Genomic DNA, 25811 nt, shown 5'->3' with positions numbered 1-25811 from the left:
CCGTGCCTCCCACCGAAGCGCACCCCGGCACCGAGGCCGCAGGCCCCGCACCCGGCACCGGCACCCAGCCGGGCGCCGACGACACCCTGGACCTGCACCTGCCCGAGGAGTTCGTGGCGCTCCTCGCCGCCGACCCGCCGCGCGGGAGCGCCGACGGCGACCTGCTCGACGGGCTCGCCGACTGGCGGCCGGCCGACACCCCCGTGGGGCGCTTCCAGCTCGTCCCCGTACGGCTCGACCGCGACCTGCCGCTCGTCGCCCGCTGGATGAACGACCCCGCCGTCGCCGCGTTCTGGGAGCTCGCCGGCCCCCCGGACGTGACCGCCGACCACATCCGCGCCCAACTCGACGGCGACGGACGCAGCGTCCCCTGCCTCGGCGTCCTCGACGCCACGCCGATGAGCTACTTCGAGATCTACCGGGCCGACCTCGACCCGCTCGCCCGGTACTACCCGGCCCGCCCGCACGACACCGGGATCCACCTGCTCGTCGGAGGCGTCGCCGACCGGGGCCGCGGGGTCGGCACCACCCTGCTGCGCGCCGTCGCCGACCTCGTCCTCGACCACCGGCCCCGGTGCACCCGGGTCCTCGCCGAACCAGACCTGCGCAACACGCCCTCCGTGGCGGCCTTCCTCGGCGCCGGCTTCCGCCTGTCCGCCGAGGTCGAACTCTCCGACAAGAAGGCCGCGCTCATGGTCCGCGACCGCGCTCTGCGCCATCTCCTGTGAACAGCCACTGACTCGTACCCACCGCCCACCCACGGCGGTGCCCACCCCGAGGAGTCCTCGTGTCGACGTCCCCTGCACCTCACGACTCCGCACAGCCCGCACCGCCGGCCCTCTCCGGGCCGCCCGAACTGAACCCCGCCGCCTGGCGCCGGGCGTCCGCCCGCCTGCTCGCCAAGGCCATCGCCGAGTTCTCGTACGAGGAGATCATCGAACCCCTGCCCGCCGGGCCAGGCGGGGACGACGGCCGGCCGAGCCCGTACACCCTCACCCTCGACGACGGCGGCACACTCGCCTTCACCGCCCACCGCGGCGCCTACGGCGGCTGGCGCGTCGCACCCGGCTCGATCACCGTCGACGGCAGGCCCGCCACCGACCCGCTGGACTTCCTCGTCCGCGCCCGGCGCCTGCTCGGCCTCGACGGCGCCACCCTCGGGCACCTCATCCGCGAGCTCACCACCACCCTCGCCGCCGACGTCCGGCTCGACCACACCGCGCTCACCGCCGCCGCCCTCGCCGACCTCGGCTACGCGGAACTCGAAGGCCACCAGACCGGCCACCCCTGGCTCGTGCTCAACAAGGGCCGCATCGGTTTCTCCGCCACCGACGCCGCCCGCTGGGCCCCCGAGGCCCGCCGCGCGGCCCGCCTGCCGTGGATCGCCGTCAGCAGCCGGATCGCCGCCTACCGGGGGGTCGCCGGCCTCGACACCCCCGAGCTCCTCTACAGCCGCGAGCTCGACCCCGAGGTCCGCGAGGGCTTCCACGCCACGCTGCGGGCCCGCGGCCTCGACCCCGACGGCTACCTCCTCCTGCCGGTCCACCCCTGGCAGTGGGACGAGGTCCTGCTCCCGCTGTACGCCCCGGCCATCGCCTCCGGGGCCCTGGTGCCGCTCACCGAGGACGCCGACCTGCGCCTGCCGCAGCAGTCGATCCGTACCTTCCTCAACACCAGCCGCCCCGACCGCCACACCCTCAAGCTGCCGCTGTCCGTCCTCAACACCCTGGTCTGGCGCGGCCTGCCCACCGAGCGCACCCTCGCCGCCCCCGCCGTCACCTCCTGGGTCCACGGCCTGCGCGACGCCGACCCCTTCCTGCGCGAGGACTGCGGCGTGATCCTCCTCGGCGAGGTCGCCTCCGTCACCGTCGAGCACCCGCTGTACGACCGGCTGCCGGAAGTGCCGTACCAGTACAAGGAGCTCCTGGGCGCGATCTGGCGCGAACCCCTGCGCCTGCCGCCGGGCGAGCGCGCCCGCACCCTGGCCGCGCTGCTGCACACCGACCCCGAGGGCCGGGCCTTCGTCGCCGAGCTCGTCGACCGCTCCGGGCTCGCCCCCCGCGCCTGGCTCCAGCGCCTCTTCGCCGCCCTGATGCCGCCGCTGCTGCACTTCCTCTACCGGTACGGCACCGTCTTCTCCCCGCACGGCGAGAACGCCATCGTCGTCTACGACGCCCAGGACGTGCCCGTACGCCTGGCGATCAAGGACTTCGTCGACGACGTGAACATCAGTGCCCACCCGCTGCCCGAGCACGCCACCATGCCGGACGACGTACGGGCCGTCCTGCTCACCGAGGAGCCCGACTTCCTCACCCAGTTCATCCATTCGGGCCTCTTCGTCGGCGTCTTCCGCTACCTCGCGCCCCTGTACGAGGAACAACTGGGCGTGCCGGAGGAGGAGTTCTGGACCCTGCTGCGCGCCGAGATCCTGCGCTACCAGGCGCGCTTCCCGGAGCTGAAGGAACGCTTCGAGCTGTTCGATCTCCTCGCCCCCCGGATCGAGCGCCTCTGTCTCAACCGCAACCGGCTCCACCTGGACGGCTACCGCGACCGGCCCGAACGCCCCCACGCGGCCGTCCACGGCACCGTCCCGAACCCCCTCGCGTGATCACGGGGAGGGACCGGCTGTCGGTGCCGCCCCGTAGGCTGGAACCGCTATGACGAAGCCATCCCTCCCCGACCTCCTCCATGCCGCCGTCGCCGCCGTCGGCGGTGTGGAGCGCCCCGGCCAGGTCACCATGGCCGAGGCCGTTACCGAGGCCATCGACACCGGTTCCCACCTCCTCGTGCAGGCCGGCACCGGCACCGGTAAATCCCTCGGCTATCTCGTACCGGCCCTGGCGCAGGGGGAGCGGGTGGTCGTCGCCACGGCGACGCTGGCCCTCCAGCGCCAGCTCGTCGAGCGCGACCTCCCGCGGACCGTCGACGCCCTGCACCCGCAGCTGCGCCGCCGCCCGGAGTTCGCCATGCTCAAGGGCCGGTCGAACTACCTGTGCCTGCACCGCCTGCACGAGGGCGTCCCGCAGGACGAGGAGGACGGCCTCTTCGACCCCTTCGAGGCGGCCGCCCCCACCAGCAAGCTGGGCCAGGACCTGCTGCGGCTGCGGGACTGGTCCGACGAGACGGAGTCCGGTGACCGGGACGACCTGACGCCGGGCGTCTCCGACCGGGCCTGGGCACAGGTCTCGGTCTCCTCGCGCGAGTGCCTGGGCGCGAGCAAGTGCGCGTACGGGCCGGAGTGCTTCGCCGAGGCGGCCCGTGAGCGGGCCAAGCTGGCCGAGGTCGTCGTCACCAACCACGCCCTGCTCGCCATCGACGCCATCGAGGGCGCGCCGGTGCTGCCGCAGCACGAGGTGCTGATCGTGGACGAGGCCCATGAGCTGGTCTCCCGGGTGACCGGCGTCGCCACGGGCGAGCTCACGCCCGGTCAGGTCAACCGGGCGGTGCGCCGGGCGGCGAAGCTGGTCGACGAGAAGACCGCCGACCAGCTGCAGACCGCGGCCGAGGGCTTCGAGCGGGTGATGGAGCTGGCCCTGCCGGGCCGTCTCGAGGAGATCCCGGAGGACCTGGCGTACGCGCTGATGGCGCTCCGCGACGCCTCCCGCGCGGTGATCACGGCCCTCGGCACCACCCGCGACCATGCGGTGCAGGACGAGGACGCCGTCCGCAAGCAGGCCATGGCGTCCGTGGAGAGCGTCCACGGGGTCGCCGAGCGGATCACGCAGGGCTCGGAGTACGACGTCGTCTGGTACGAGCGGCACGACCGCTTCGGCGCCTCGCTGCGGGTCGCCCCGCTCACCGTCTCGGGGCTGCTGCGGGAGAAGCTGTTCGCCGACCGGTCGGTGGTCCTCACCTCCGCCACCCTCAAGCTGGGCGGCGACTTCAACGGGGTCGGCGCCTCCCTCGGGCTCGCCCCCGAGGGCACCACAGGCGACGACCTGCCGGTCTGGAAGGGCATCGACGTCGGCTCGCCCTTCGACTACCCGAAGCAGGGCATCCTCTACGTCGCCAAGCACCTGAACCGGCCCGCCCGGGACGGCGAGCGCGGCGACATGCTGGACGAGCTGACCGAGCTGATGCAGGCGGCAGGCGGGCGCACGCTGGGCCTCTTCTCCTCGATGCGGGCCGCGCAGCAGGCGGCGGAGGAGCTGCGGAGCCGGATTCCCGAGCTGCCGATCCTGCTCCAGGGCGAGGACACCCTCGGCGAGCTGATCAAGAACTTCGCGGCCGACCCGAAGACCTGTCTCTTCGGCACGCTCTCGCTGTGGCAGGGCGTCGACGTGCCGGGGGCGAGCTGCCAGCTCGTCGTGATGGACAAGATCCCCTTCCCGCGCCCCGACGACCCGCTGATGAGCGCGCGGCAGAAGGCGGTGGAGGACGCCGGGGGCAACGGCTTCATGGCGGTCGCGGCGACGCACGCGGCGCTGCTCATGGCGCAGGGCGCCGGCCGTCTGGTCAGGGCCACGGGGGACCGGGGCGTCGTCGCGGTCCTCGACCCGCGCCTCGCGACGGCCCGGTACGGCAGCTATCTGAAGGCCTCGCTGCCGGACTTCTGGTACACCACCGACCGCAACCAGGTGCGGAAGTCGCTGGCGGCGATCGACGCGGCGGCCAGTGCGGCGGGCGCGGCGGAGGCGTAGGCACGCCCATGGAGGGGGCGGGCCCTGGAGACACGACAGGGCCCCGGGACCGGCGCAGTAGGTCCCGGGGCCCGGTTCAGGGCCGACGAGGTGGTGTCACACCCGTCGCAGCACGGCGACGACCTTGCCGAGGATGGTGGCCTCGTCGCCGGGGATCGGCTGGTACGCCGCGTTGTGCGGGAGCAGCCAGACGTGCCCGTCCTCGCGCTTGAAGCGCTTGACCGTGGCCTCGCCGTCGAGCATGGCGGCCACGATGTCGCCGTTCTCGGCGACGGGCTGGCGGCGGACCGTGACCCAGTCCCCGTCGCAGATGGCGGCCTCGATCATGGAGTCACCGACGACCTTGAGGACGAAGAGCTCGCCGTCGCCGACGAGCTGCCGGGGGAGCGGGAAGACGTCCTCGACGGACTCCTCGGCCAGGATGGGGCCACCCGCCGCGATACGCCCGACCAGGGGGACGTAGGAGGCGGCGGGCTTGCCGGTGGTGTCCGTCGGCTGCGTGCTGGGCTGGTCCGAGCCGCGCACCTCGTACGCCCGGGGGCGGTGCGGGTCACGGCGCAGGAAGCCCTTGCGCTCCAGGGCCATCAGCTGGTGTGCCACGGAGGAGGTGCTGGACAGGCCCACGGCCTGTCCGATCTCGCGCATCGACGGCGGGTAGCCGCGACGCTGGACCGAGTCGCGGATGACCTCGATGACCCGGCGCTGCCGGTCGGTGAGGCCGGAGCTGTCGGCCCGGATGCCTGGAGGTCGTCCGGGGAGCGAGCGCGCGGGTCGGCCGGGCTCCTCCCCGTTCATGACTGCGTCATTCATCGCATGCACCGGCTCGAGTCGGCCCTGGGAGCGGTCCTGGGCAGTGATGGTGGCACTGTCTGCGGTGGTGGTCACGTCGGCGGCCCCTCTCGAATGGTCTCCCTGGCTGGCACAACGGTAGTGGCTTTCGAAAGGTTGCGCCAAACACACGTTCGAGTGAAAAATCGCGGATCGCCTTACGCGTGCGCGTACGGGGGTGTATGTGCGTCCACACAGGCGTGACCGGGGCCCTCCGTCACCGGTGTCACCGGTGTCACCGACGTCTCAATTCGGTCATTACGGTAACCTTCAGCGCCGGGCCGCGAGCGGCGGGGTGCCCTCCCAGTGTCGCACCGGCGACCCCGGAATCCGCGCAGCCGCGCCCTTCCCGTAGCCTCGTGGCCGGTTGGGGACGCCGACACGCGCATCGGGTCGAAATCGCGGCCCAACCCAAGATCTAGTGGTTGGATCCCATCAGCCACCCATAGCTAGTGGTCCTCGGTCTGCCGAGGGGCTCCACATCACCTATGCTGGTGGTCGCTTCGAGGGCCCTGACCGGCCCGGTGAGGCTTTTCAGTCGTGCCGTGAGGGAGGGTCGGAAACACATGCACTGCCCCTTCTGCAGGCACCCCGACAGCCGAGTCGTCGACAGTCGCACCACCGACGACGGGACGTCGATCCGACGCCGCCGCCAGTGCCCCGACTGCTCCCGCCGTTTCACGACGGTGGAGACGTGCTCGCTCATGGTGGTCAAGCGTTCGGGAGTCACCGAACCCTTCAGCCGCACCAAGGTCATCTCCGGCGTCCGCAAGGCATGCCAGGGACGGCCCGTCACCGAGGACGCGCTCGCCAAGCTGGGCCAGCGGGTCGAGGAGGCGGTGCGCGCCACCGGAAGCGCCGAGCTGACCACCCACGACGTGGGTCTGGCCATCCTCGGCCCGCTGCAGGAGCTCGACCTCGTCGCGTACCTGCGCTTCGCGTCCGTTTACAAGGCCTTCAACAGCCTCGAAGACTTCGAGGCCGCCATCACGGAACTCCGTGAGCGGCCTCCCGCTGAGCTGCGCGGGACCGGAGCGACCCCCGAGGTCCCCGTTCCCGCCACCGCCGCCGACTAGATCGGCGGGCCGGACCGCGACGGTCCGGCGAGAGGCCGCCGCGCGGCCCGGAAAGACCTGCCCCGAGTGAACCGTCAGGTGCTCGTGGCAACTGCACCACAAGACGAGTACAGAAGGCGGAGCCCTGGAATTTTCCGGGCGCTCCAGCGTGTTTTGCCCGTATATGGGAGGCGGCATGACAGAGACGGCGAGCGGTCCGGCACGTGGTTCCCGCACCAAGGGAGCCAAGGCGGCGAGCAAGGGCCTGCGTATCGAGCGCGTCCACACCACCCCCGGCGTGCATCCGTACGACGAGGTGAGCTGGGAGCGCCGTGACGTCGTCATGACCAACTGGCGCGACGGCTCGATCAACTTCGAGCAGCGTGGCGTCGAGTTCCCCGACTTCTGGTCGGTGAACGCGGTCAACATCGTCACCAGCAAGTACTTCCGCGGGGCCGTCGGCACCCCGCAGCGCGAGACCGGTCTCAAGCAGCTCATCGACCGGATCGTGAAGACCTACACGAAGGCCGGCGAGGAGAACGACTACTTCGCCTCGCCCGCCGACGCCGAGATCTTCGAGCACGAGCTGGCGTACGCCCTCCTGCACCAGATCTTCAGCTTCAACTCCCCGGTGTGGTTCAACGTCGGCACGCCGCAGCCCCAGCAGGTCTCCGCCTGCTTCATCCTGTCCGTCGACGACTCCATGGAGTCGATCCTCGACTGGTACAAGGAAGAGGGCATGATCTTCAAGGGCGGCTCCGGCGCCGGCCTGAACCTCTCCCGGATCCGCTCCTCCAAGGAGCTGCTCTCCTCCGGCGGCAACGCCTCCGGCCCGGTCTCCTTCATGCGCGGCGCCGACGCCTCCGCGGGAACGATCAAGTCGGGCGGCGCGACCCGTCGCGCGGCCAAGATGGTCATCCTCGATGTCGACCACCCCGACATCGAGAACTTCATCGAGACCAAGGTCAAGGAGGAGGAGAAGATCCGCGCCCTCCGTGACGCGGGCTTCGACATGGACCTGGGCGGCGACGACATCACGTCCGTCCAGTACCAGAACGCCAACAACTCCGTCCGCGTGAACGACACGTTCATGAAGGCCGTCGAGTCCGGCGGGAAGTTCGGCCTCACCTCCCGGATGACCGGCGAGGTCATCGAGGAGGTCGACGCCAAGGCGCTCTTCCGCAAGATGGCCGAGGCCGCGTGGGCCTGTGCCGACCCGGGCATCCAGTACGACGACACGATCAACCACTGGCACACCTGCCCCGAGTCCGGCCGCATCAACGGCTCGAACCCGTGCAGCGAGTACATGCACCTGGACAACACGTCCTGCAACCTCGCCTCGCTGAACCTCATGAAGTTCCTCAAGGACGACGGCAAGGGCAGCCAGTCCTTCGACGTCGAGCGCTTCGCCAAGGTCGTCGAGCTCGTCATCACCGCGATGGACATCTCCATCTGCTTCGCCGACTTCCCCACCCAGAAGATCGGCGAGAACACCCGCGCCTTCCGCCAGCTCGGCATCGGCTACGCCAACCTCGGCGCCCTGCTGATGGCGACCGGCCACGCGTACGACTCCGACGGCGGCCGCGCCCTCGCCGGCGCCATCAGCTCGCTGATGACCGGCACCTCGTACAAGCGCTCCGCCGAGCTCGCCGCGGTCGTCGGCGCGTACGACGGCTACGCCCGCAACGCCGAGCCGCACCAGCGCGTCATGCAGCAGCACGCCGACGAGAACACGAAGGCCGTCCGCTTCGACGACCTCGACTCGCCGATCTGGGCCGCCGCCACGGAGGCCTGGCAGGACGTGATCCGCCTCGGCGCCAAGAACGGCTTCCGCAACGCGCAGGCCTCGGTCATCGCCCCCACCGGCACCATCGGTCTCGCGATGTCCTGCGACACCACCGGCCTCGAGCCCGACCTCGCCCTGGTCAAGTTCAAGAAGCTGGTCGGCGGCGGCTCGATGCAGATCGTCAACGGCACCGTCCCGCAGGCCCTGCGCCGCCTGGGTTACCAGGAGGAGCAGATCGAGGCGATCGTCGCCCACATCGCCGAGCACGGCAACGTGATCGACGCCCCCGGCCTGAAGACCGAGCACTACGAGGTCTTCGACTGCGCCATGGGCGAGCGTTCCATCTCCGCGATGGGCCACGTCCGCATGATGGCCGCCATCCAGCCGTGGATCTCCGGCGCCCTCTCCAAGACCGTCAACCTGCCGGAGACGGCCACGGTCGAGGACGTCGAGGAGGTCTACTTCGAGGCCTGGAAGATGGGCGTCAAGGCGCTCGCCATCTACCGCGACAACTGCAAGGTCGGCCAGCCCCTCTCCGCCAAGAAGAAGGAGGAGGAGAAGGCCGAGGTCACCGCGAAGTCCGAGGCGACGATCCGCGAGGCCGTCGAGAAGGTCGTCGAGTACCGCCCGGTGCGCAAGCGCCTCCCCAAGGGCCGTCCGGGGATCACCACCTCCTTCACCGTGGGTGGCGCCGAGGGCTACATGACCGCCAACTCCTACCCGGACGACGGTCTCGGCGAGGTCTTCCTGAAGATGTCCAAGCAGGGCTCGACGCTCGCCGGCATGATGGACGCCTTCTCCATCGCCGTCTCCGTCGGTCTGCAGTACGGCGTCCCCCTGGAGACGTACGTCTCGAAGTTCACCAACATGCGCTTCGAGCCGGCCGGCATGACGGACGACCCGGACGTGCGGATGGCGCAGTCGATCGTCGACTACATCTTCCGCCGCCTGGCGCTGGACTTCCTGCCCTTCGAGACCCGCTCCGCGCTCGGCATCCACTCCGCCGAGGAGCGTCAGCGTCACCTGGAGACCGGCTCGTACGAGCAGTCCGAGGACGACGTCGACGTCGAGGGTCTGGCCCAGTCCGCCCCCCGCGCCCTGGAGCCGCAGGCCGTCGTCGCCCCGGTGCGCACCGAGGTGCCCGCGCCGAAGCAGGTCCACACCTCCGCCGAGCTCGTCGAGATGCAGCTGGGCATCAGCGCGGACGCCCCGCTCTGCTTCTCCTGCGGTACGAAGATGCAGCGCGCCGGCTCGTGCTACATCTGCGAGGGCTGCGGCTCGACCAGCGGCTGCAGCTGACCGTCCACGGAGTGCCCGGGCGAGGCCTGGGCCGTGCGTGAGCAGTCGCTGAGCAGCTTGAGCAGTCTTGAGCAGTGCTTGAGCCGCTTGAGCAGTGCTTGAGAAGTGCCCGAGAGAGGGTGCCGACCACCGGTCGGCACCCTCTTTCGCGTATCCACCCCCACGTGGCCGTGGATACCGCCGATATCCATGTCCGCCTCGGAACGATCACCGGTTAGGCTCGCCGCCGCGCCGTCGCGCGCGTACGACACGGGGGGGAACATGAGCGGGGACACCGGGAACACGGCCGGATCGGCGAACGGGCCGAGCGTGGGAGGACAGGTGGCCGCCGCGCTGGCCCTGGGGGCGGTGCTGGCGGGCGGCTTCTGGTACATGGCCAAGACCGGCATGGAGGAGGCAGCGGCGAAGGGGCCGGCCGTCTGCGCGCCGGTGACGCCCGCGACGGACCCGGCCGACCCGACGCCTCCGCCGCGCCGGCGGCCGGCCGCGTACATCTCGGGGAACAAGCTGTGCGAGGCACTGAACCGGCCGGACCTGCCGACGCTCCTCGGCACCCCCGGCGAGAAGGCGCAGAACGCCTGGGGCAGCGACGGCTGGACCGGCCTCTCCCGGGGCCCCAAGATCGCGTCGCCCGAGGGGGACGTCCGCTTCCCGACGTACTCCGTGAACCTCTCGGTCTCCTACGACCGCCTTCCGGTCGCCCAACTGGGACAGCTGCTGGGGCGCACGGCGGAGCCGACGCGGGTCCTGGGGCGTACGGCGGTCTTCTACTCGGACCGGACCATCGAGCTCAAGATCCCGCTCGGCGGCGGCAGCAAGGCCGAGTCCGGCACCGGAGGCATCGCCCGGCATCTGCTCGTCGCCAAGGACGCGAAGGACGGCGGCGGCTCCTTCGAGATCGTCATCTGGCGCCAGGACGAGGCGGTTCCCGACGACGCGGCGCTGCTGCGGGTCGCCGAACGGGTGCTGCCCACGCTTCCCGGCTGGACCACGCGGTGACGGAACGGGGGACCGGCCCTACGGGCGGGTCCCCCTCACCGGGTCAGGCGCGCCGCGCCCCCATCTGGGCGCCGAAGTCGCGCGGATCGGTGTCGAAGCCGACGGACAGGGGCCGCAGGGTCCAGACCTCGGCGCCGTCGCGGATGAACTCGACGACCGTCGCGGCGGTCGCGTCGGCCACGGCCGCGAAATCGTCCTCCAACAGGTCCGTGTAGCCCTCGCGCACCAGGACGCCCGTGTGCGCGACCTGGCCGAAGGTGAGCCGGCCGCCGCCCTGCTGCAGGGCCACGCCCACCACCACGCGCGCGTAGCGCGGCGCGAGCCTGGTCAGCTCCAGGGTCATCGCCTCGTCGTAGCCGAAGCCCTGCCCCGTACGGCTGTCGCGGTGAAGGGTGATCGTGCCGTCGGGGGACCTGCTGTCGAAGTGCACGAGATAGGCCGGCGGCCCGTAGGGAGCGTCCGCCGTGTAGACCCCCGCGACGAGGTCCAGGTCGTGCGGAGGCGTGCCCATCGGACTCGGGTCCCACTTGAGCGTCACCTCGGCCTTGCCGACCCCCTTGTTGAGTCCGCTCACCATGAATCCCCTCTCCCTGTACGGATCCTGACGACTCGTTCATGGTGTCATGTGATCAACATGTCATCGGTCGACGGGGGATGCGTCATGTGGAGCGGGGAAGAGCTGGATCTGGACGCATATCTGGCGCGGATCGGGTACGCGGGCGAGCCCGCGCCGGACCTGCCGACACTGCGCGCCCTGCACCGCGCGCACGTACGGGCCATCCCCTTCGAGAACCTCGACGTGGCGCTGGGGCGGCGGATCCCGCTCGATCTCAAGAGCGTCCAGGCCAAGCTGGTGGGCCGGCGGCGCGGCGGCTACTGCTACGAGCAGAACTCGCTCTTCGCGGCCGCCCTGGAGAGGATCGGCTTCGAGGTGGCGGGGCGCGGCGCCCGCAACCGGTCGCGCGGGGACGCCCTGACGCCGATCACCCACGCACTGCTCGTCGTGACGGTCGACGGTGAACAGTGGCTCACCGACACCGGGTTCGGCTGGCAGGGCCCGCTGGAACCGATCCCGCTGGTCGACGGCGCGCGGGTCGAGCAGGACGGCTGGGTCTTCGGCATCGTGGCGGAGGACGAGGGCGTCCACCTGCTGCGCTCGCTTCGCCCGGAGGGGTGGGCCGACCTGTACGCGTTCGCCCCGCACTCCGTGTACCCCGTGGACTTCGAGCTGATGAACCACTACAGCTCCAGTCATCCGCGGTCGCGCTTCGTCGGCCAGGTGGTGGTCCTGCGGCCCGGCTCCGAGGTGCGCAGGTCCCTCGTCCGGTCCGGAATGACGTCCGTGCGCGTCGATGGCACGACTGAGGAACGGACGATCGCCCCGGAGGAGTTGACCGGGACGCTGGCCGAGATCTTCGGAATCGAACTGGACGCCGAGGAGGCCGCGGGTCTGGTGCGACTGCGGTCCGCGGAGATCTGACGGCGCGTCGCTCCGCCCCGTACCATGGCGCGGTGCTGGTCAAGTGGATTCGCTGCACCGTGGTGGACCGTCGAGGGTTCGAGCGGGGGCAGCGGAAATGGGCGGGGCTGCTCGGTGAGCCGGGCTTCCGGGGGCAGGGTGGCGGATGGAGCCGGCGACGGCCCGACGTCGCCCATGTCTTCGCGTTCTGGGAGAGCCGGGCGTTCTACGACTCGTTCATGGCGCGCTCCCACGATCGGCTCGCCGCCACCCAGGCCGGCACCTTCAAGAATGCGCAGGTCAAGCTGTTCGACCACCGCTTCGACGTGAAGACCGGCTTCGAGCCGCGCTTCGCCGACGCCGACGTGGCGCGGGTGGCCCACAGCCGCGTCCACGAGGAGCGGGCCGAGCACTTCGCCCTCATGCAGGAGAAGGTGTGGAACCCGGCGATGGCCGGGTCCCCCGGCATGCTCCGGGGGCTGTTCGGGGAGGCGCCGGGGCACGAGTTCCTGGTGCTCTCGATGTGGAACTCGGCCGCCGAGCACGGGAAGTACCGGGTGGAGCGGGTGGAGCGCCTCGGCCTGCGGGCGCAGACCGCGGCCGACGTGGCGGCCCTGACGGGCGATGTGGTGCAGCTCGAATCGACTTGGGCGGTGTGACGGGCGGGTGTTCCGGGCGGTGTGACGTCGGTGTGAGCCAGGCCGTGTGACGTCGGTGTGAGCCCGGCGGTGTGACGTCGGTGTGAGCCAGGCCGTGTGACGTCGGTGTGAGCCAGGCCGTGTGACGTCGGTGTGAGCCAGGCCGTGTGACGTCGGTGTGAGCCGGGCGGTGTGACGCCCGGGGGGTTCGCGCGGGAGTCAGGTGGCCGGGGTGTCGGGCGTCTGCCGTGTCGGCGCGTCGGCCTCGTGGGCGAACGCGTCCGCCTCGCGCTCGAAGACGCCCGCCTCAGGCACGAACGCGCCCGCCTCGACCGCGGCGAGGACCGTCCGCGCGGCCCCGTCGGCGACGCGCGCGTCCACCGGTTCGCGGGTGACGAAGAGGCGGAGGAAGAGGGGCGCCGACACCGCCCGGACAACCGCCCCCGCGTCCGTCCCGGCCGGAGCCTCGCCGCGCGCCACGGCCCGGTCCACCACGGGCTCGCAGCGCTGGAAGCGCTCCGTGTAGAAGTCGCGCAGCGACTCCGCGGCCCGCTCCGACTGGAACGCGGCGCCCACGAAGGCCGTCGGCGCGGCCGCCTCCGCGGGATCGGCGAAGGCGTCGGCCACCTCACGGGCCAGCGCGCGCAGATCACCGGCGAGGCTCCCGGTGTCCGGGGCCGTCCACGCGTCCTCGCCGGCGAGCGCGAGCGCGTCCGCGACCATGCCCTCGACGCCGCCCCAGCGCCGGTAGAGCGTCGTCTTGTGCACCCCGGAACGCTCGGCCACGTACTCGACGGTGAGGGCCGGATAACCATGCTCGGCCAGGCCGGTCAGGACGGCGTCGCGGACCGCTGCACGGGTCCGCGCGGTACGCCCGCCGGGCCGCCTGCTGCCGGGGGCGGGGGACTTCTCGTCCTCGGACGGCTCGTTCAATTGCTACTCCCGTTGCGTTAGTGGCTATGAGTGTGCCACACTCGCCATAACGCGACATCCGTTGCGTTTGTCGATCCACTGTGGCCCCGTACGGAGGTGCTCCTTGCCCACTCAGATCTCCCTTCACGACGTGACCGTGACCCGTGGCGAACGGCTGCTGCTCGACCAGGTCTCGCTCACCGTGCGCCCCGGCGAGCGGATCGGGATCGTGGGGGAGAACGGCGCGGGCAAGTCCACCCTGCTGCGGATCCTCGGAGGGCTCGACACACCCGACTCCGGCGAAGCCGTCACCGCGGCCGACGGCGGCACCCGCCTGCTCGCCCAGACCCCCGAGCTGCCGCCCGGAGCCACCGTCGGCGAGGCCATCGACGCCGCCCTCGCCGAGCTGCGGGCCATGGAACGCCGCCTGCGCACCCTGGAGGCCGGACTCGGCACCGCCGACACACGGACCCTCGGCGAGTACGGCGACCTGCTCACCGCCTTCGAACTGCGCGGCGGATACGAGGCGGACGCCCGCGTCGACAAGGCCCTGCACGCCCTCGGCCTGGCCCGCCTCCGACGGGACCGCCGCCTCGGCAGCCTGTCCGGCGGCGAGCAGGCCAGACTCGGCATCGCCTGCGCGATCGCCGCCGCCCCCGAGGTGCTCTTCCTCGACGAGCCGACCAACCACCTCGACGCCGGGGCGCTCGACTGGCTGGAGGACTCCCTCCTCGCCCACCGCGGCACCGTCCTGGCCGTCTCCCACGACCGGGTCTTCCTGGAGCGCGTCACCACCGCGATCCTGGAGGTCGACGCCGACCGCCGGACCGTCGTGCGGTACGGCGACGGCTACGCGGGCTTCCGCGCCGAACGGGCCGCCGCCAGACGCCGCTGGGAGCAGGCCCACAGCGAGTGGTGCGCCGAGACCGCCCGACTCGCCGCGTACACGACGACGACCGCGCTCGGCGTGGCACCCGGACGGACCATCAAGGACAACAACAAGATGGCCTACGACCGCGCGGGCGGCCGCGTCCAGGCCTCCGTCTCCGGCCGCGTGCGCAACGCCCAGGAACGCCTGCGCCGGCTCCACCAGGACCCCGTCCCCGAGCCGCCGAAGCCTCTCGCGTTCACCGCACGGCCGGTCGCCGGCCGGGCCGAGGGCGAGCTGCTCGCCCTCGACGGCGTGCGGGTCGCCGACCGCCTCGGCATCGACACCCTGACCGTCGACGCGGGCGACCGGCTGCTCATCCACGGGGACAACGGGGCGGGCAAGTCCACCCTGCTCCGCGTCATGGCGGGCCTGGTCGAGCCCGACACCGGCCGGGTCACCCGCCGTGGACGCACCGGATTCCTGGCCCAGGAGATACCGGCACACCGCCCGGCCGAGCGCGTCCTCGCCGCCTTCGGCCGCGGACTCCCGCTCACCGAGGACGAGCAGGCCGAACTGCTCCTCTCCTACGGGCTGTTCCGCCCCGCCGACCTGCGGGTCCCGGTCGGCAGCCTCTCCGCCGGGCAGCGCCGCCGCCTGGCACTCGCCCGGCTGCTCGCCCGTCCCGCCGACCTCCTGCTGCTCGACGAACCGGCCAACCACCTGGCCCTCGGACTCGTCGAGGAACTGGAGGAGGCGCTGGAGCAGTGGCCCGGCGCCGTGGTCGTCGTCTCCCACGACCGCGAACTGCGCCGCCGGTTCACCGGGCGGATACGCCGGATGGACTCCGGACACCTGCTCGACTGAGCCCGCCACGGCGGGGCGATCTAGGGTCGACCCATGGCACGACCGCGGCGCATCGTCCTCGTACGGCACGGAGAGTCCGAGGGCAATGCCGATGACACGGTGTACGAGCGGGAGCCCGACCACGCACTCCGGCTCACCGAGACCGGATGGCGGCAGGCGGAGGAGACAGGGGGACGGCTGAGGGAACTCTTCGGAGAGGAGCAGGTCAGCGTCTATGTGTCGCCGTACCGGCGGACGCACGAGACCCTGCGTGCCTTCCGGCTCGATCCGGGGAGCGTGCGGGTCAGGGAGGAGCCGCGCCTGCGCGAGCAGGACTGGGGCAACTGGCAGGACCGGGACGACGTACGGCTCCAGAAGGCCTACCGGGACGCGTACGGACACTTCTTCTACCGCTTCGCCCAGGGCGAGTCGGGCGCCGACGTGTACGACCGGGTCGGGGCGTTCCTGGAGAGCCTCTACCGCAGCTTCGAGGCCCCCGATCATCCGCCCAACGTCCTGCTCGTCACCCACGGGCTGACCATGCGGCTGTTCTGCATGCGCTGGTTCCACTGGACGGTCGCCGACTTCGAGTCGCTGTCCAACCCCGGAAACGCGGAGACCAGGACGCTGCTGCTCGGCGAGGACGGGAAGTACCGGCTGGACCGGCCCTTCGCACGCTGGCGTACCCCGGAACCGTACGGCCCCACCGGATAGAGTGGCTGAGCGATGACCGCTGATTCCTCTTCCGACCGGCGCTTCGACCGCGCCCTGGCCAGCCTGCGCGGGCTGTCCGTGGGGGACGCACTGGGCTCCCAGTACTTCGTCCCCGCCCACTATCCCCTGCTGAAGCGGCACGAGCCGCCCGCCGGTCCCTGGCAGTGGACCGACGACACCGAGATGGCCTGCTCCGTTCTCGCCGTGCTCGTCGCCCACGACCGGATCGACCAGGACGCCCTCGCCGCGTCCTTCGCCCACCACCACGACTTCGACCGCGGCTACGGCCCCGCCGTCAACCGGATGCTCCGGCTGATCCGGGAAGGCGGCGACTGGCGGGAACTCGCAGCCGCCCTCTTCAAGGGCCAGGGCTCCTGGGGTAACGGCGCCGCCATGCGGATCGCCCCCCTCGGGGCCTGGTACGCCGACGACCCCGAACAGGCGACCCACCAGGCCGAGATCTCCGCCTACACCACACACCAGCACCGTGAGGCCGTGGTCGGAGCGATGGCCGTCGCCGCGGCGGCCGCGCTCGCCGCGAACCCCGCGGGGCCGCCCACCCCCGAGGCGCTGCTCGACGGCGTCGTCGCCCTGGTCCCGCGCAGCGCCGTGGGGGCCGGCCTGCGCCGGGCCCGCGACATGCTCGACTACGGGGACGCGGCGACGGTCGCGGCGGTGCTGGGCAGCGGCCGGCGCACCAGCGCGCACGACACCGTGCCGTTCGCCCTCTGGTCGGCGGCCCGCTCGCTCGGCGACTTCGAGCGGATGTTCTGGACGACGGCGGCCGTGGGCGGCGACGTCGACACCACCTGCGCCATCGCGGGCGGAGTCGTCGCCTCCACCCCGGCTGGGGCGCCCCCGGCCGCATGGCTGGACCAGACCGAACAGCTGCCCGCCTGGGTGCCGACCGAGGTCTCCTCGTAACGGACCCCGACGCCCGACCGCCACGGCCCACGCCGGGGCGGAGTGTCACGGTCCTGCCACAGGGGCCACCGAGCGGGTTCGCGGGGGCGGGGCGCGGTTAGAGTCGGCCACTCCGAAGCGCTGATCATGACAAGAGCGCGTCGACGAGACACCCGGCAACCACCGGGCGCCGCCGCACGGCCGCGCCGGCGGGCGCCGGGCCGGGAGGGGGTCCCGTGACCGACACACCGTCCGCACAGCCGCCGCAGGATAGCGGGCCGAACGACAGCCCGCCGCAGGACGGCCCGCCGAGGAAGGGCGACGGCACACCGCAGGACGCTCCGCCGCCCGCGCGGCCGACGCCCGCGGCCACGCCGGCCGCCGGATCCACCCCCGGCGGTCCGTCGGGCTCGCCCGCGCGGGCCGTCGCGGCCACGCAGCCCGGCGGGCCACCCGCGGGCGGACCGCCGCCGGGATGGCCCGGCGGACCGCCGCCCCCGTGGCGCGGCGCGCCCGGATACCCGCCGCAGCACCCCTGGGCGCCCCCGAGGAGGCCGCGCCCCGTGAGCAAGCTGCGGCCCCCGGCACCGGGGCCCGCGACCGCGGCGACGCTCTGGGCGATCGTCGCCACCGCCCTGCTCGCCGCCCTGCTCCTCGGCGACGGGGCCGGGGTGAACCTGCTGCTCGTGGCCGTCCCCGCCACCGTCGCCGGGGCCTTCGCCGCCCGCGCCGCCGGCCGGCGACTCCGCCCCTGGACCCTCGTCTGGGCCCTCGGCGGCGCGGCCCTGCTCGCCGTCCCCGCACTGAGCGACGCCGGCTGGCCCACCTTCCTCGCGGTCGTCGCCGCCATCGGCCTCACCGGCTTCGCCCTGCACGGCGGCCGCGGCTGGCCCAGCATGCTGCTCGGACCCGTCGGACTCTTCGACTCCGTCGGCGGCGGCCTGATGTGGGTCTGGCACGGGGTCCGCGACCGCGCGGACGGCTCGCGCGGCCGATGGGGCCCCATCCTGCGCACCGGCCTGATCGCCCTCGGCCTGCTGGTCGTCTTCGGCGCCCTGTTCGCCGGCGCGGACGCCGCCTTCGCCGACCTGCTCGGCTCACTCATGCCCGACATCTCGATCGAACAGGCCCCCTGGCGCACCCTGTGCTTCCTGCTCGGCCTGCTCGGCGCCATCGCCGTCGCCCGCACCGCCGCCGCCCCGCTCCGCTGGGACCGCCTGGCCTTCACCCCCGGCAAGCCCCGCAACCGGCTGGAGTGGGCCCTTCCGCTCGTCGTCCTGAACCTGCTGTTCGCCGCCTTCAACGCGATACAGCTCGCCGTCCTCTTCGGCGGCTACGACAAGGTGCTCAGCGAGACCGGCCTGACGTACGCGGAGTACGCGCGCCAGGGCTTCTGGCAACTGCTCACGGCGACGCTCCTCACCCTGGCGGTGATCGGCCTGGCAATGCGCTGGGCACCCCGTACCGACGCGGGGGACCGACGGCTCGTGCGCAGCGTGCTCGGCACCCTGTGCGTCCTCACCCTCGTCGTCGTCGCCTCCGCGCTGCGCAGGATGGACCTGTACGTGGACGCGTACGGCCTGACCCGGCTGCGGATCTCCGTCGCCACCATGGAGATCTGGCTGGGCGTCGCCCTCCTGCTGATCATGGCCGCCGGGATCTGGGGAGCGCGCCTGCTGCCGCGCGCGCTGGCCGCCAGCGCGGCCGGGTTCGTCCTGGTCTTCGGCCTGATCCAGCCGGACGCCGTCATCGCCCGGCAGAACGTCGACCGCCACGAGCGGCTCGGCAAGATCGACGTGGACTACCTCGAAGGGCTCTCGGCCGACGCCGTCCCCGCCCTCGACCGGCTCCCCGAACCCCTGCGCTCCTGCGCGCTCGTCGACATCGACACCCGGCTCCGCGAGGACGAGGGAGGCTGGTACGCCACCAGCCTGGCCGAGACCAGGGCCCGGGAGATCCTGGACGCGCGCCCCCTGACCCGTACCGCCGACGAATGCGACCCACCCAGCCGCGAGGAGGGCTACGACCCGGACGCCGACCCGTACGGCGCCCCCTGACCGGTACCCCGGACACACGCTGTACCGAAGACCGTGACCAGGATCGACAGGCCCAGCGAACCGCCCACCCGAGGCCCGCGCGGGCGCCCCCGGGGGCCTGGCCCACGACCGTCATCCCGGCGATGATGACGTACCGCGCCAAGGTGTGCGGCAGCGAATGGAGCGTCGCCGGGATCGCCGAGATGATCGACCGGGTCATGGTGCCGCTGCTGGGGAGCTGGGGCGGGGGCCGGGCCGTGACGGAGGACAGGAAACGGGTCCGGAGGGGGCCGGGCGCGGGCCGGCCGGGGCTGGGACGAGGCCTGAGCGGGACCCGAAACGGGTCGGGATTCGGTCGAGTGCGGGTCACCAGATGGAATCCGGGTACCGGTGGAGGTATTGATCGGCGTAACCTGTCTGGCGCCATGCCGTACGAACCACCCACCCACAGTGTCGAGCGATCGATCCGGGCCACCACCGGCGCCAAGATCGTTGCCGGGGTCGACGAAGTCGGACGCGGGGCGTGGGCCGGTCCCGTGACCGTGTGCGCTGCCGTCACCGGCCTGCGCCGGGCCCCCGCCGGACTCACCGACTCCAAGTTGATCACCCCCAAGCGACGCACCGCGCTCGCCGCCGAGCTCCAGGACTGGGTCACGGCGTACGCGCTCGGTGACGCCTCGCCCGAGGAGATCGACGCCCTCGGGATGACCGCAGCGCTCCGGCTGGCCGCCGTCCGCGCCCTGGAAGCCCTCCCGGTACGCCCCGACGCGGTGATCCTCGACGGCAAGCACGACTACCTCGGCAGCCCCTGGCAGGTCCGTACGGTGATCAAGGGCGACCAGTCCTGCATCGCCGTCGCCGCTGCCTCCGTGATCGCCAAGGTGCGGCGTGACGCGCTGATGGGCGAGCTGGAGGCGGAGGCGGAGCAGTACGCCGCGTACGCCTTCGGGGCCAACGCGGGGTACCCCTCGCCGGTCCACAAGGCCGCGCTGGTGGAACTGGGGCCCACCCCGTTCCACCGGCTCTCCTGGTCGTACCTCGACGCGATGCCCCGCTGGCGGCACCTGAAGAAGGTCCGCGTCTCCGCCGAGGCGGCCGCTTTGGAAAGCGGGGGCCAACTCGGCTTCGACTTCTGACTTCCGGCCGCTGGAATCCTCCGGCGGGATCCCGTGCCGGGATCCCCTCGGCGGAGCCCTTCCCGTGGCCGGGGCGCCCCAGCGCGCCCACCCGCCGGAGCTTCCCGCGACGGCGTTTGATAGACATCCACCCATGCCTCTCATCCCCGAGGAGTCTCAGATTCACGAGAGTGCCCAGGGTCCCCGCGCGACCGCGGCCGCCGGCCGCCCCGTGCCGACCCCCCGACCCGTACCCGGCCCGCGCACCGCGGCCGCCCCGCGGCCCGGCCACCCGGGCCCCGGTCCGGCCCGGCCCACGCCGCCGGTGCCGCGCCCGCAGCCCGCTGCGGGACCGACCCCTCCCGCCGCTGCGGAGAATCGTTCCGACCTGCGGTCCGGTGCCCAGATCCAGCTGATCCCCGCCACCGCCGACGGCGCGCTCGACGCCGCCGAGGAAGCCGTGGATCTGCTGCTGGAGTCCGGCCGCGCCCCCGGCGACGTGCTGGTGCTCACCACCGGCGAGCAGCACCCCTGGGCGGCGCACGAGCTGTCCTTCGGTGAGACCGCCTACTGGGCGCAGCAGGAAGCCCGCGAGGACGTGTTCTTCGCGGACGCCGCCGCCGTGGAGCGGGCCGCGGCCCGTCCCGTGGTGGTCGTCGCGGTCAACGGCGGTGCCGACGACGCCGTCTCGCGCTCCCTGCCCGAGGCGCTGACGCGGGCGACCGCGCTGCTGATCGTGTGCGGTGACGCCGAGCGCGTCAACGCCGCGCTCGGCGCCGGCGTCTGACCGACGCCTCTGCCCGCGACCCGGCTGCCCCTGAGCGGGCGGCCGGGCGTGGGTGCGTTCCCCGGCCGAGAGCGGTCGGCTCGTACCGAGGCCGGTCGGCTCGTACGGAGAGCCGTCCAGGGTGTTAGTCCGCCGGCTCTCCGGTGGGCGTCGCCTCAGCGTGCGGCGGCCCGGCGCAGCGGCTCCGGTGCCCCGCTCGCTATGCGGGGCACGAGCCGCTCGAAACCGGATTCCTCACCCAGCGGCACCGGGGGAGAGTCGGAGCTGGGCCGTCGGCCTCCCCGGCCCTCGCCGAGCACCTGCCAGCCCCCTCGCGTGAGCGTGATGTACGCGCCGCAGCGCAGCCCGTGGAGCGTGCAGGCGTCCCGCAGTCCCCACATCCAGGCCCCGTCCTCCTCCGTCCAGCGCTCGTCGCCCTCGCGGCAGTAGAGCAGGACGGCGGTGCGCACGGGGGTACGGCGGCGCAGATCGTGCGGGAGGACGCGGCGCAGGTGGGCGAGGAGCGCGTTGCGGAACTCCCACCCGTCCGCCGGGCTGGACCGGCGGGTGAACGAGGCGCTGGCGGCGAGCCGTTCCTCGTGGTCGAGGACGGCGACCACCGCGGTCGCGGGGGTGGGCAGGTGCCGGGAGTGCAGGCCGCTGACGACCTCACGGGGGTTGCGCAGCAGCGGGATCCCGGCCGAGGCCCACTCCGCCGGTTCGAGCATCCGAGCGAGGCGGCTGGACGACCCGGACGACGAACTGATGGAAGAAGCTGAGGCCGGAGCGAATCCGAGGGTCACGATCCTCCCTTCGGATACGCGCCCGCTCCGCGGGCGGGGTCGGGTGGTGAGGGCGCACCACGGCACGGTCCAACCGGACCGCGTACGGGCCGTGCGGGGTGGATTCCGATTCTTCCTGGCCCGTGCGCGAGCGGCAACGAGCAATTGAGGCCGCTGACTGGAATGATCCGGTATGCCTCTCATATCCCTGCCCAGTTGCCCATTGTTCACTCCCCGTTTCACCCCTGGACGGCGAGCACCAGCGGGAACACCCCCTCCGCTCCCGCGCGCCGCAGCAGCCTCGCCGCCACCGCCAACGTCCAGCCGCTGTCCGAGAGATCGTCGACGAGCAGGACGGGCCCTCCCGCCGAGGCCAGGCGCTCCGCGAGATCGTCCGGCACGACCAGCGCCCGCTGCAGTCCGACCACCCGCTGCGCGCTGTTCGTCCGGGAGATCCGCAGGTCGGCCGCCTCCGGCGCGTACTCCACCGTGCCGAGCAGCGGCATCCGGCCGATCTCGGAGATCCGCCGTCCCAGCGAACCCACGAGCCGGGGCCTGCGATGCGAGGCGACCATGACCACCCCGGCCGGCCGGGCCGGCGCGTCCGGCCCGCCCGAGGCCCAACCGCCCGGACCCTTGGCCCAGTCGGCGAGCACCCGCACCACCGCCTGCACCACATCGTCCGGCACCTCGCCGTCCGCGGCGCCGTCGGAGAGCATCGGGCGCAGCCGGTTGCCCCAGCCGATGTCCGAGAGCCGGCCCAGCGCCCGGCCCGCGAAGGCCTGCTCCCCGGCCGGGATCCGGCCCTTCAGGTCCACGCCGACGGCGGCGAGACCGGTCGGCCACATCTTCCGCGGCTCCACCTCCACGCCCGCCCGGCGCAGTTCCCCCTTCGCCGTGTCGAGCGCCGAGTCGGAGACCTTCGCGTCGAACCTGACGCCCGCGCAGTTGTCGCAGCGGCCGCACGGGGCCGCCTCCTCGTCGTCCAACTGGCGCCTCAGGAACTCCATCCGGCAGCCGTCCGTCGCCGCGTACTCCCGCATGGCCTGCTGCTCCGCCGACCGCTGCCGCGCCACCCAGGCGTACCGCTCGGTGTCGTACGCCCAGGGCTGCCCGGTGCTCTCCCAGCCGCCCTTCACCCGCTTGACGGCCCCATCCACGTCGAGGACCTTCAGCATCGTCTCCAGCCGGGTCCTGCGCAGCTCGACCAGCGGCTCCATGGCGGGCAGCGACAGCGGCCGGCCCGCGTGCGCGAGCACGTCCAGAGTGCGTCGCACCTGCTCCTCGGGCGGGAACGCCACCGACGCGAAGTACTGCCAGATCGCCTCGTCCTCCTTGCCCGGCAGCAACAGCACCTCCGCGTGCTCCACACCGCGCCCCGCACGCCCCACCTGCTGGTAGTAGGCGATGGGGGAGGACGGCGAGCCGAGGTGCACCACGAAGCCGAGGTCCGGCTTGTCGAAGCCCATGCCGAGTGCCGAGGTCGCCACCAGCGCCTTCACCCTGTTCGCCTGGAGGTCGTCCTCCGCCTGCTGGCGGTCGGCGTTCTCCGTGCGGCCCGTGTACGAGGAGACGGTGTGCCCGCACTGGCGCAGATGGGCCGTCACCTCCTCGGCCGCGGCGACGGTCAGCGTGTAGATGATCCCGGAGCCCGGCAGCTCGTGGAGATGGTCGGCGAGCCATGCCAGCCGGTGCGCGGCGTCCGGCAGCCGGACCACGCCGAGGCTGAGGCTCTCGCGGTCCAGCGGCCCCCGCAGCACCAGTGCGTCCGTGTCCCCGCCGGTCCCCAGCTGCTCGGCGACGTCCGCCGTGACCCGGGCGTTCGCGGTCGCCGTGGTCGCCAGCACCGGCACACCCGCCGGCAGATCCGCCAGCATCGTGCGCAGCCGCCGGTAGTCCGGCCGGAAGTCATGGCCCCAGTCCGAGATGCAGTGCGCCTCGTCGACCACGAGGAGACCCGTGGCCGCGGCGAGCCGAGGCAGCACCTGGTCGCGGAAGTCCGGGTTGTTCAGCCGCTCCGGGCTGACCAGCAGCACGTCCACCTCGCCGGCGGCGACCTCCTGCTGGACGGTCTCCCACTCCTCCTGGTTCGACGAGTTGATCGTGCGGGCGCGGATACCCGCCCGCGCCGCGGCCTCGACCTGGTTGCGCATCAGCGCCAGCAGCGGCGAGACGATCACCGTCGGGCCGGCCCCGCGCTCGCGCAGCAGCGAGGTCGCCACGAAGTACACCGCCGACTTGCCCCAGCCCGTGCGCTGCACGACCAGGGCCCGGCGTCTGTCCGCGACCAGCGCCTCGATGGCCCGCCACTGGTCCTCGCGCAGTCTCGCCGCACCCGTCGGGTCGGAGACGAGACGGGCGAGCACGGTGTCGGCGGCGGCGCGGAGGGCGGCGCGGTCTTCGGGGCGGTCTGCGTGGGTCATGCCCCCATGCAACCCGATCGGTCGGACAATCCGCGAACGGGCCGCCTTGCCTGTGGATAACTTGCCGTGACGGTCACCGAGAGTTATCCACAGGGGTTTCGCGATCGGGGCTGTTCGCGGGACCGTCCTGACTATGAACACGAACCGCCATGAATCCCATGGCTCCGCCGCACCGCAGATCACTCTGCGTGGCCCCGCCGAGCTGGCCGACGCTCTGCCGTTCATGCTCGGCTTCCACCCCAGCGACTCCGTCGTGCTCGTCGCGCTCCACGGCGAGCGCGGCCGGTTCGGAGGCCGGGCCAGGCTAGGCATCCCCCGCTCGTCCCACGAGTGGCCCGAGACCGCCGAGCACCTGGCCGAATGCCTCGTCGAAGGAAGCACCAGGCGCGACGAACGCCCCGACGCCATCGTCGTCTTCCTCTGCCAGGACCCCGGCCCCGGCGAGACCGGACGCCGGGTCATGGAGCGGCTGCGCCCCTTCGCCCAGCGCCTGCGCACCGCCTGCGGCGCCCTGGACGTCCCCGTCCTCGAAGCCCTCTGCATCTCCGACGGCCTCTACTTCTCCTACTGCTGCCCCGACAACAACCGCTGCTGCCCACCCGACGGCACACCCCTCGCCCTCTCCGGTACGACGGTGATGGCCGCGTCCGCGGCCTACGCGGGGATCCAGGTGCGCGGATCCCTCAAGGACATGGAGGCCCGGCTGAAGCCGAGGGAGCCCGAAACCGATCCGTCGCGGACCTCCGCCCAGCGCGCGGCCCTGGGCGAGGCAGCCCGCGCCCTCGTGCCCAAGATCCTCGACGCGCCCGCCGGACAGGGAAGGCGGGAGCTCCGCGCGACCACCATCGAGCTCGCCCGGACCTTGATCGAGCGGCTCTCGGAGCCGCCCGGGAGCCCGACGGCCGGTGCCGCCGACAGTCCCCACGACGTGCTCTTCGGCCGGGCGGACCTCACATCGGGCCGGGGACACGTGCCGGCCGACGCCGCCGACGACGCCCGCCTCACTCCTGAGGAGGCCGCCGCGCTGATCATCGGACTCCAGGACCGGGACACCCGCGACCAGGCCGCCGAATGGATGGAAGGCCCCGAGGCTCCCGGGGCCCTGCGGCTCTGGCGGGCACTGTCCCGTCGCTGCGTCGCCCCCTACCAGGAGTACGCGGCGGCCCCGCTGGCACTGGCCGGCTGGGTCGCCTGGTCCTGCGGCGACGAGCCCTCCGCCCGCGTCGCCCTCAGCCTCGCCCTGGACGCCGACCCCGAATACCTCTTCGCCCGCCTGCTGCACCAGGCGTGCAACGAGGGCCTCGACCCCGAATCCCTCCGCAGCTGCCTCCGTGCCGAGCGCGACACCCGACACGCGGCGGCGGCCGGGGAACCGGATCCGGACGACAACGACGACCAGGCCTCCGACCACGACCCCGGCCGGGCGACGGAGCGGCCCGGCGGCCGGACGGCGGCGCGGAATCGCGAGCGGGTCGCCGACCGGCCCGCCGGACCGCGCCCCCGCGTGGCCGCCATGCGGACCACCCGCCGGAGCGGAGCGGGCCGCGCGCCCGTGCGCGACGCAGGAGCCGTCCGGCGCGGGGCGATCGCGCCGAAGAGCGCGGTGGTCCGGCGGGCCGGGCGGCGGGGGACGAGGAGCGGCGGATGAGGCCCGTGACCCCGCGGGGCGTGGCGGCGTTCACCTGTGTGGCGGTTCCGCACGAGCCGGACCGCCGCACCACTGCCGAAAGCGGCCGGCGCCC

General features: G+C 72.8%; 20 protein-coding genes. 15 read left to right on the top strand and 5 right to left on the bottom strand.

Annotated features, from left to right (window positions below):
* Nucleotides 1-2 precede the first annotated feature (2 nt).
* Genes ACZ3ZE_RS26360 through ACZ3ZE_RS26350 form a run of 3 tightly spaced genes read left to right on the top strand, consistent with a single transcriptional unit; the run spans nucleotide 3 to nucleotide 4640 of the window.
* Nucleotides 3-728, top strand: coding sequence for a GNAT family N-acetyltransferase (locus ACZ3ZE_RS26360; RefSeq protein WP_363292208.1), 726 nt, complete (start codon nucleotides 3-5; stop codon nucleotides 726-728).
* Nucleotides 729-787: 59 nt separating this feature from the next.
* On the top strand, nucleotides 788-2608 hold the full coding sequence (locus ACZ3ZE_RS26355) for an IucA/IucC family protein (RefSeq protein WP_361627731.1): 1821 nt from the start codon (nucleotides 788-790) through the stop codon (nucleotides 2606-2608).
* Between the two features lie 49 nt (nucleotides 2609-2657).
* Nucleotides 2658-4640, top strand: a complete 1983-nt coding sequence (locus tag ACZ3ZE_RS26350; RefSeq protein WP_467260938.1) for an ATP-dependent DNA helicase — start codon at nucleotides 2658-2660, stop codon at nucleotides 4638-4640.
* A gap of 96 nt (nucleotides 4641-4736) precedes the next feature.
* Here the strand turns inward: ACZ3ZE_RS26350 and lexA are convergent, their stop codons facing one another.
* Nucleotides 4737-5525, bottom strand: a complete 789-nt coding sequence (gene lexA, locus ACZ3ZE_RS26345; protein WP_361177788.1) for a transcriptional repressor LexA — start codon at nucleotides 5523-5525, stop codon at nucleotides 4737-4739.
* 509 nt (nucleotides 5526-6034) lie between these two features.
* On the opposite strand from lexA, the gene nrdR reads away from it, so the two are divergent.
* The 3 genes from nrdR to ACZ3ZE_RS26330 all read left to right on the top strand — a co-directional run bounded on the left by nrdR (nucleotide 6035) and on the right by ACZ3ZE_RS26330 (nucleotide 10607).
* On the top strand, nucleotides 6035-6544 hold the full coding sequence (gene nrdR / locus ACZ3ZE_RS26340; RefSeq protein WP_361177790.1) for a transcriptional regulator NrdR: 510 nt from the start codon (nucleotides 6035-6037) through the stop codon (nucleotides 6542-6544).
* 175 nt (nucleotides 6545-6719) lie between these two features.
* Nucleotides 6720-9608, top strand: a complete 2889-nt coding sequence (locus ACZ3ZE_RS26335; RefSeq protein ID WP_361177792.1) for a vitamin B12-dependent ribonucleotide reductase — start codon at nucleotides 6720-6722, stop codon at nucleotides 9606-9608.
* A gap of 261 nt (nucleotides 9609-9869) precedes the next feature.
* On the top strand, nucleotides 9870-10607 hold the full coding sequence (locus ACZ3ZE_RS26330; RefSeq protein ID WP_361177794.1) for a DUF6215 domain-containing protein: 738 nt from the start codon (nucleotides 9870-9872) through the stop codon (nucleotides 10605-10607).
* A gap of 43 nt (nucleotides 10608-10650) precedes the next feature.
* Here ACZ3ZE_RS26330 and ACZ3ZE_RS26325 read toward each other — a convergent pair whose 3' ends face one another.
* On the bottom strand, nucleotides 10651-11181 hold the full coding sequence (locus ACZ3ZE_RS26325) for a TerD family protein (protein WP_361177888.1): 531 nt from the start codon (nucleotides 11179-11181) through the stop codon (nucleotides 10651-10653).
* Nucleotides 11182-11268: 87 nt separating this feature from the next.
* Between ACZ3ZE_RS26325 and ACZ3ZE_RS26320 the strand changes: the two genes are divergently transcribed.
* Nucleotides 11269-12087: an arylamine N-acetyltransferase family protein gene (locus ACZ3ZE_RS26320; RefSeq protein WP_467260936.1), complete on the top strand. Its 819-nt coding sequence runs from the start codon at nucleotides 11269-11271 to the stop codon at nucleotides 12085-12087.
* A gap of 32 nt (nucleotides 12088-12119) precedes the next feature.
* Nucleotides 12120-12725 (top strand): YdbC family protein, encoded by a 606-nt coding sequence (locus ACZ3ZE_RS26315; protein ID WP_361177798.1) that lies wholly within the window; start codon nucleotides 12120-12122, stop codon nucleotides 12723-12725.
* A gap of 198 nt (nucleotides 12726-12923) precedes the next feature.
* Here ACZ3ZE_RS26315 and ACZ3ZE_RS26310 read toward each other — a convergent pair whose 3' ends face one another.
* Complete coding sequence (locus ACZ3ZE_RS26310; RefSeq protein ID WP_467260934.1) at nucleotides 12924-13637, bottom strand: TetR/AcrR family transcriptional regulator; 714 nt, start codon at nucleotides 13635-13637, stop codon at nucleotides 12924-12926.
* Nucleotides 13638-13740: 103 nt separating this feature from the next.
* Between ACZ3ZE_RS26310 and ACZ3ZE_RS26305 the strand changes: the two genes are divergently transcribed.
* The 6 genes from ACZ3ZE_RS26305 (at nucleotide 13741) to ACZ3ZE_RS26280 (ending at nucleotide 20885) form a co-directional block, all read left to right on the top strand.
* Nucleotides 13741-15351 carry an ABC-F family ATP-binding cassette domain-containing protein gene (locus ACZ3ZE_RS26305; RefSeq protein ID WP_467260932.1) on the top strand — a complete coding sequence of 537 codons (1611 nt, stop codon included), beginning with the start codon at nucleotides 13741-13743 and terminating at the stop codon, nucleotides 15349-15351.
* A 33-nt stretch (nucleotides 15352-15384) separates the two neighbouring features.
* Entirely contained in the window at nucleotides 15385-16044 is a 660-nt protein-coding gene (locus tag ACZ3ZE_RS26300) for a histidine phosphatase family protein (protein WP_361177803.1), read from the top strand.
* A 12-nt stretch (nucleotides 16045-16056) separates the two neighbouring features.
* Nucleotides 16057-16968 (top strand): ADP-ribosylglycohydrolase family protein, encoded by a 912-nt coding sequence (locus ACZ3ZE_RS26295; RefSeq protein ID WP_361627716.1) that lies wholly within the window; start codon nucleotides 16057-16059, stop codon nucleotides 16966-16968.
* Between the two features lie 215 nt (nucleotides 16969-17183).
* Nucleotides 17184-19004 (top strand): DUF4153 domain-containing protein, encoded by a 1821-nt coding sequence (locus ACZ3ZE_RS26290; protein WP_467260930.1) that lies wholly within the window; start codon nucleotides 17184-17186, stop codon nucleotides 19002-19004.
* Between the two features lie 404 nt (nucleotides 19005-19408).
* A complete protein-coding gene (locus ACZ3ZE_RS26285) occupies nucleotides 19409-20119 on the top strand; it encodes a ribonuclease HII (RefSeq protein WP_361627710.1) in 711 nt (236 codons plus the stop codon).
* Between the two features lie 133 nt (nucleotides 20120-20252).
* A complete protein-coding gene (locus tag ACZ3ZE_RS26280) occupies nucleotides 20253-20885 on the top strand; it encodes a hypothetical protein (RefSeq protein WP_361177813.1) in 633 nt (210 codons plus the stop codon).
* A 155-nt stretch (nucleotides 20886-21040) separates the two neighbouring features.
* On the opposite strand, the gene ACZ3ZE_RS26275 is transcribed toward ACZ3ZE_RS26280, so the two are convergent.
* Both ACZ3ZE_RS26275 and ACZ3ZE_RS26270 read right to left on the bottom strand, forming a co-directional pair.
* Nucleotides 21041-21667 carry a hypothetical protein gene (locus tag ACZ3ZE_RS26275; protein ID WP_361177815.1) on the bottom strand — a complete coding sequence of 209 codons (627 nt, stop codon included), beginning with the start codon at nucleotides 21665-21667 and terminating at the stop codon, nucleotides 21041-21043.
* Between the two features lie 218 nt (nucleotides 21668-21885).
* Nucleotides 21886-24069: a RecQ family ATP-dependent DNA helicase gene (locus ACZ3ZE_RS26270; protein ID WP_467260928.1), complete on the bottom strand. Its 2184-nt coding sequence runs from the start codon at nucleotides 24067-24069 to the stop codon at nucleotides 21886-21888.
* Nucleotides 24070-24202: 133 nt separating this feature from the next.
* On the opposite strand from ACZ3ZE_RS26270, the gene ACZ3ZE_RS26265 reads away from it, so the two are divergent.
* Nucleotides 24203-25717 (top strand): DUF4192 domain-containing protein, encoded by a 1515-nt coding sequence (locus ACZ3ZE_RS26265; RefSeq protein ID WP_467260926.1) that lies wholly within the window; start codon nucleotides 24203-24205, stop codon nucleotides 25715-25717.
* Nucleotides 25718-25811 lie beyond the last annotated feature (94 nt).

The organism is Streptomyces sp. NPDC023157, from assembly GCF_055560575.1.
The sequence above is the reverse complement of the archived record's forward strand: the minus strand, read 5'-3'. Positions and strand labels throughout refer to the sequence as shown.

Bases quoted from the DNA above. Each gene is read 5' to 3' on its own strand.
- ACZ3ZE_RS26350 (WP_467260938.1), top strand. From the start codon at position 2,658: ATGACGAAGCCATCCCTCCCCGACCTCCTCCATGCCGCCGTCGCCGCC.
- nrdR (WP_361177790.1), top strand. From the start codon at position 6,035: ATGCACTGCCCCTTCTGCAGGCACCCCGACAGCCGAGTCGTCGACAGT.
- ACZ3ZE_RS26335 (WP_361177792.1), top strand. From the start codon at position 6,720: ATGACAGAGACGGCGAGCGGTCCGGCACGTGGTTCCCGCACCAAGGGA.
- ACZ3ZE_RS26330 (WP_361177794.1), top strand. From the start codon at position 9,870: ATGAGCGGGGACACCGGGAACACGGCCGGATCGGCGAACGGGCCGAGC.
- ACZ3ZE_RS26320 (WP_467260936.1), top strand. From the start codon at position 11,269: ATGTGGAGCGGGGAAGAGCTGGATCTGGACGCATATCTGGCGCGGATC.
- ACZ3ZE_RS26300 (WP_361177803.1), top strand. From the start codon at position 15,385: ATGGCACGACCGCGGCGCATCGTCCTCGTACGGCACGGAGAGTCCGAG.
- ACZ3ZE_RS26295 (WP_361627716.1), top strand. From the start codon at position 16,057: ATGACCGCTGATTCCTCTTCCGACCGGCGCTTCGACCGCGCCCTGGCC.
- ACZ3ZE_RS26285 (WP_361627710.1), top strand. From the start codon at position 19,409: ATGCCGTACGAACCACCCACCCACAGTGTCGAGCGATCGATCCGGGCC.
- ACZ3ZE_RS26280 (WP_361177813.1), top strand. From the start codon at position 20,253: ATGCCTCTCATCCCCGAGGAGTCTCAGATTCACGAGAGTGCCCAGGGT.
- ACZ3ZE_RS26270 (WP_467260928.1), bottom strand. From the start codon at position 24,069: ATGACCCACGCAGACCGCCCCGAAGACCGCGCCGCCCTCCGCGCCGCC.
- ACZ3ZE_RS26265 (WP_467260926.1), top strand. From the start codon at position 24,203: ATGAACACGAACCGCCATGAATCCCATGGCTCCGCCGCACCGCAGATC.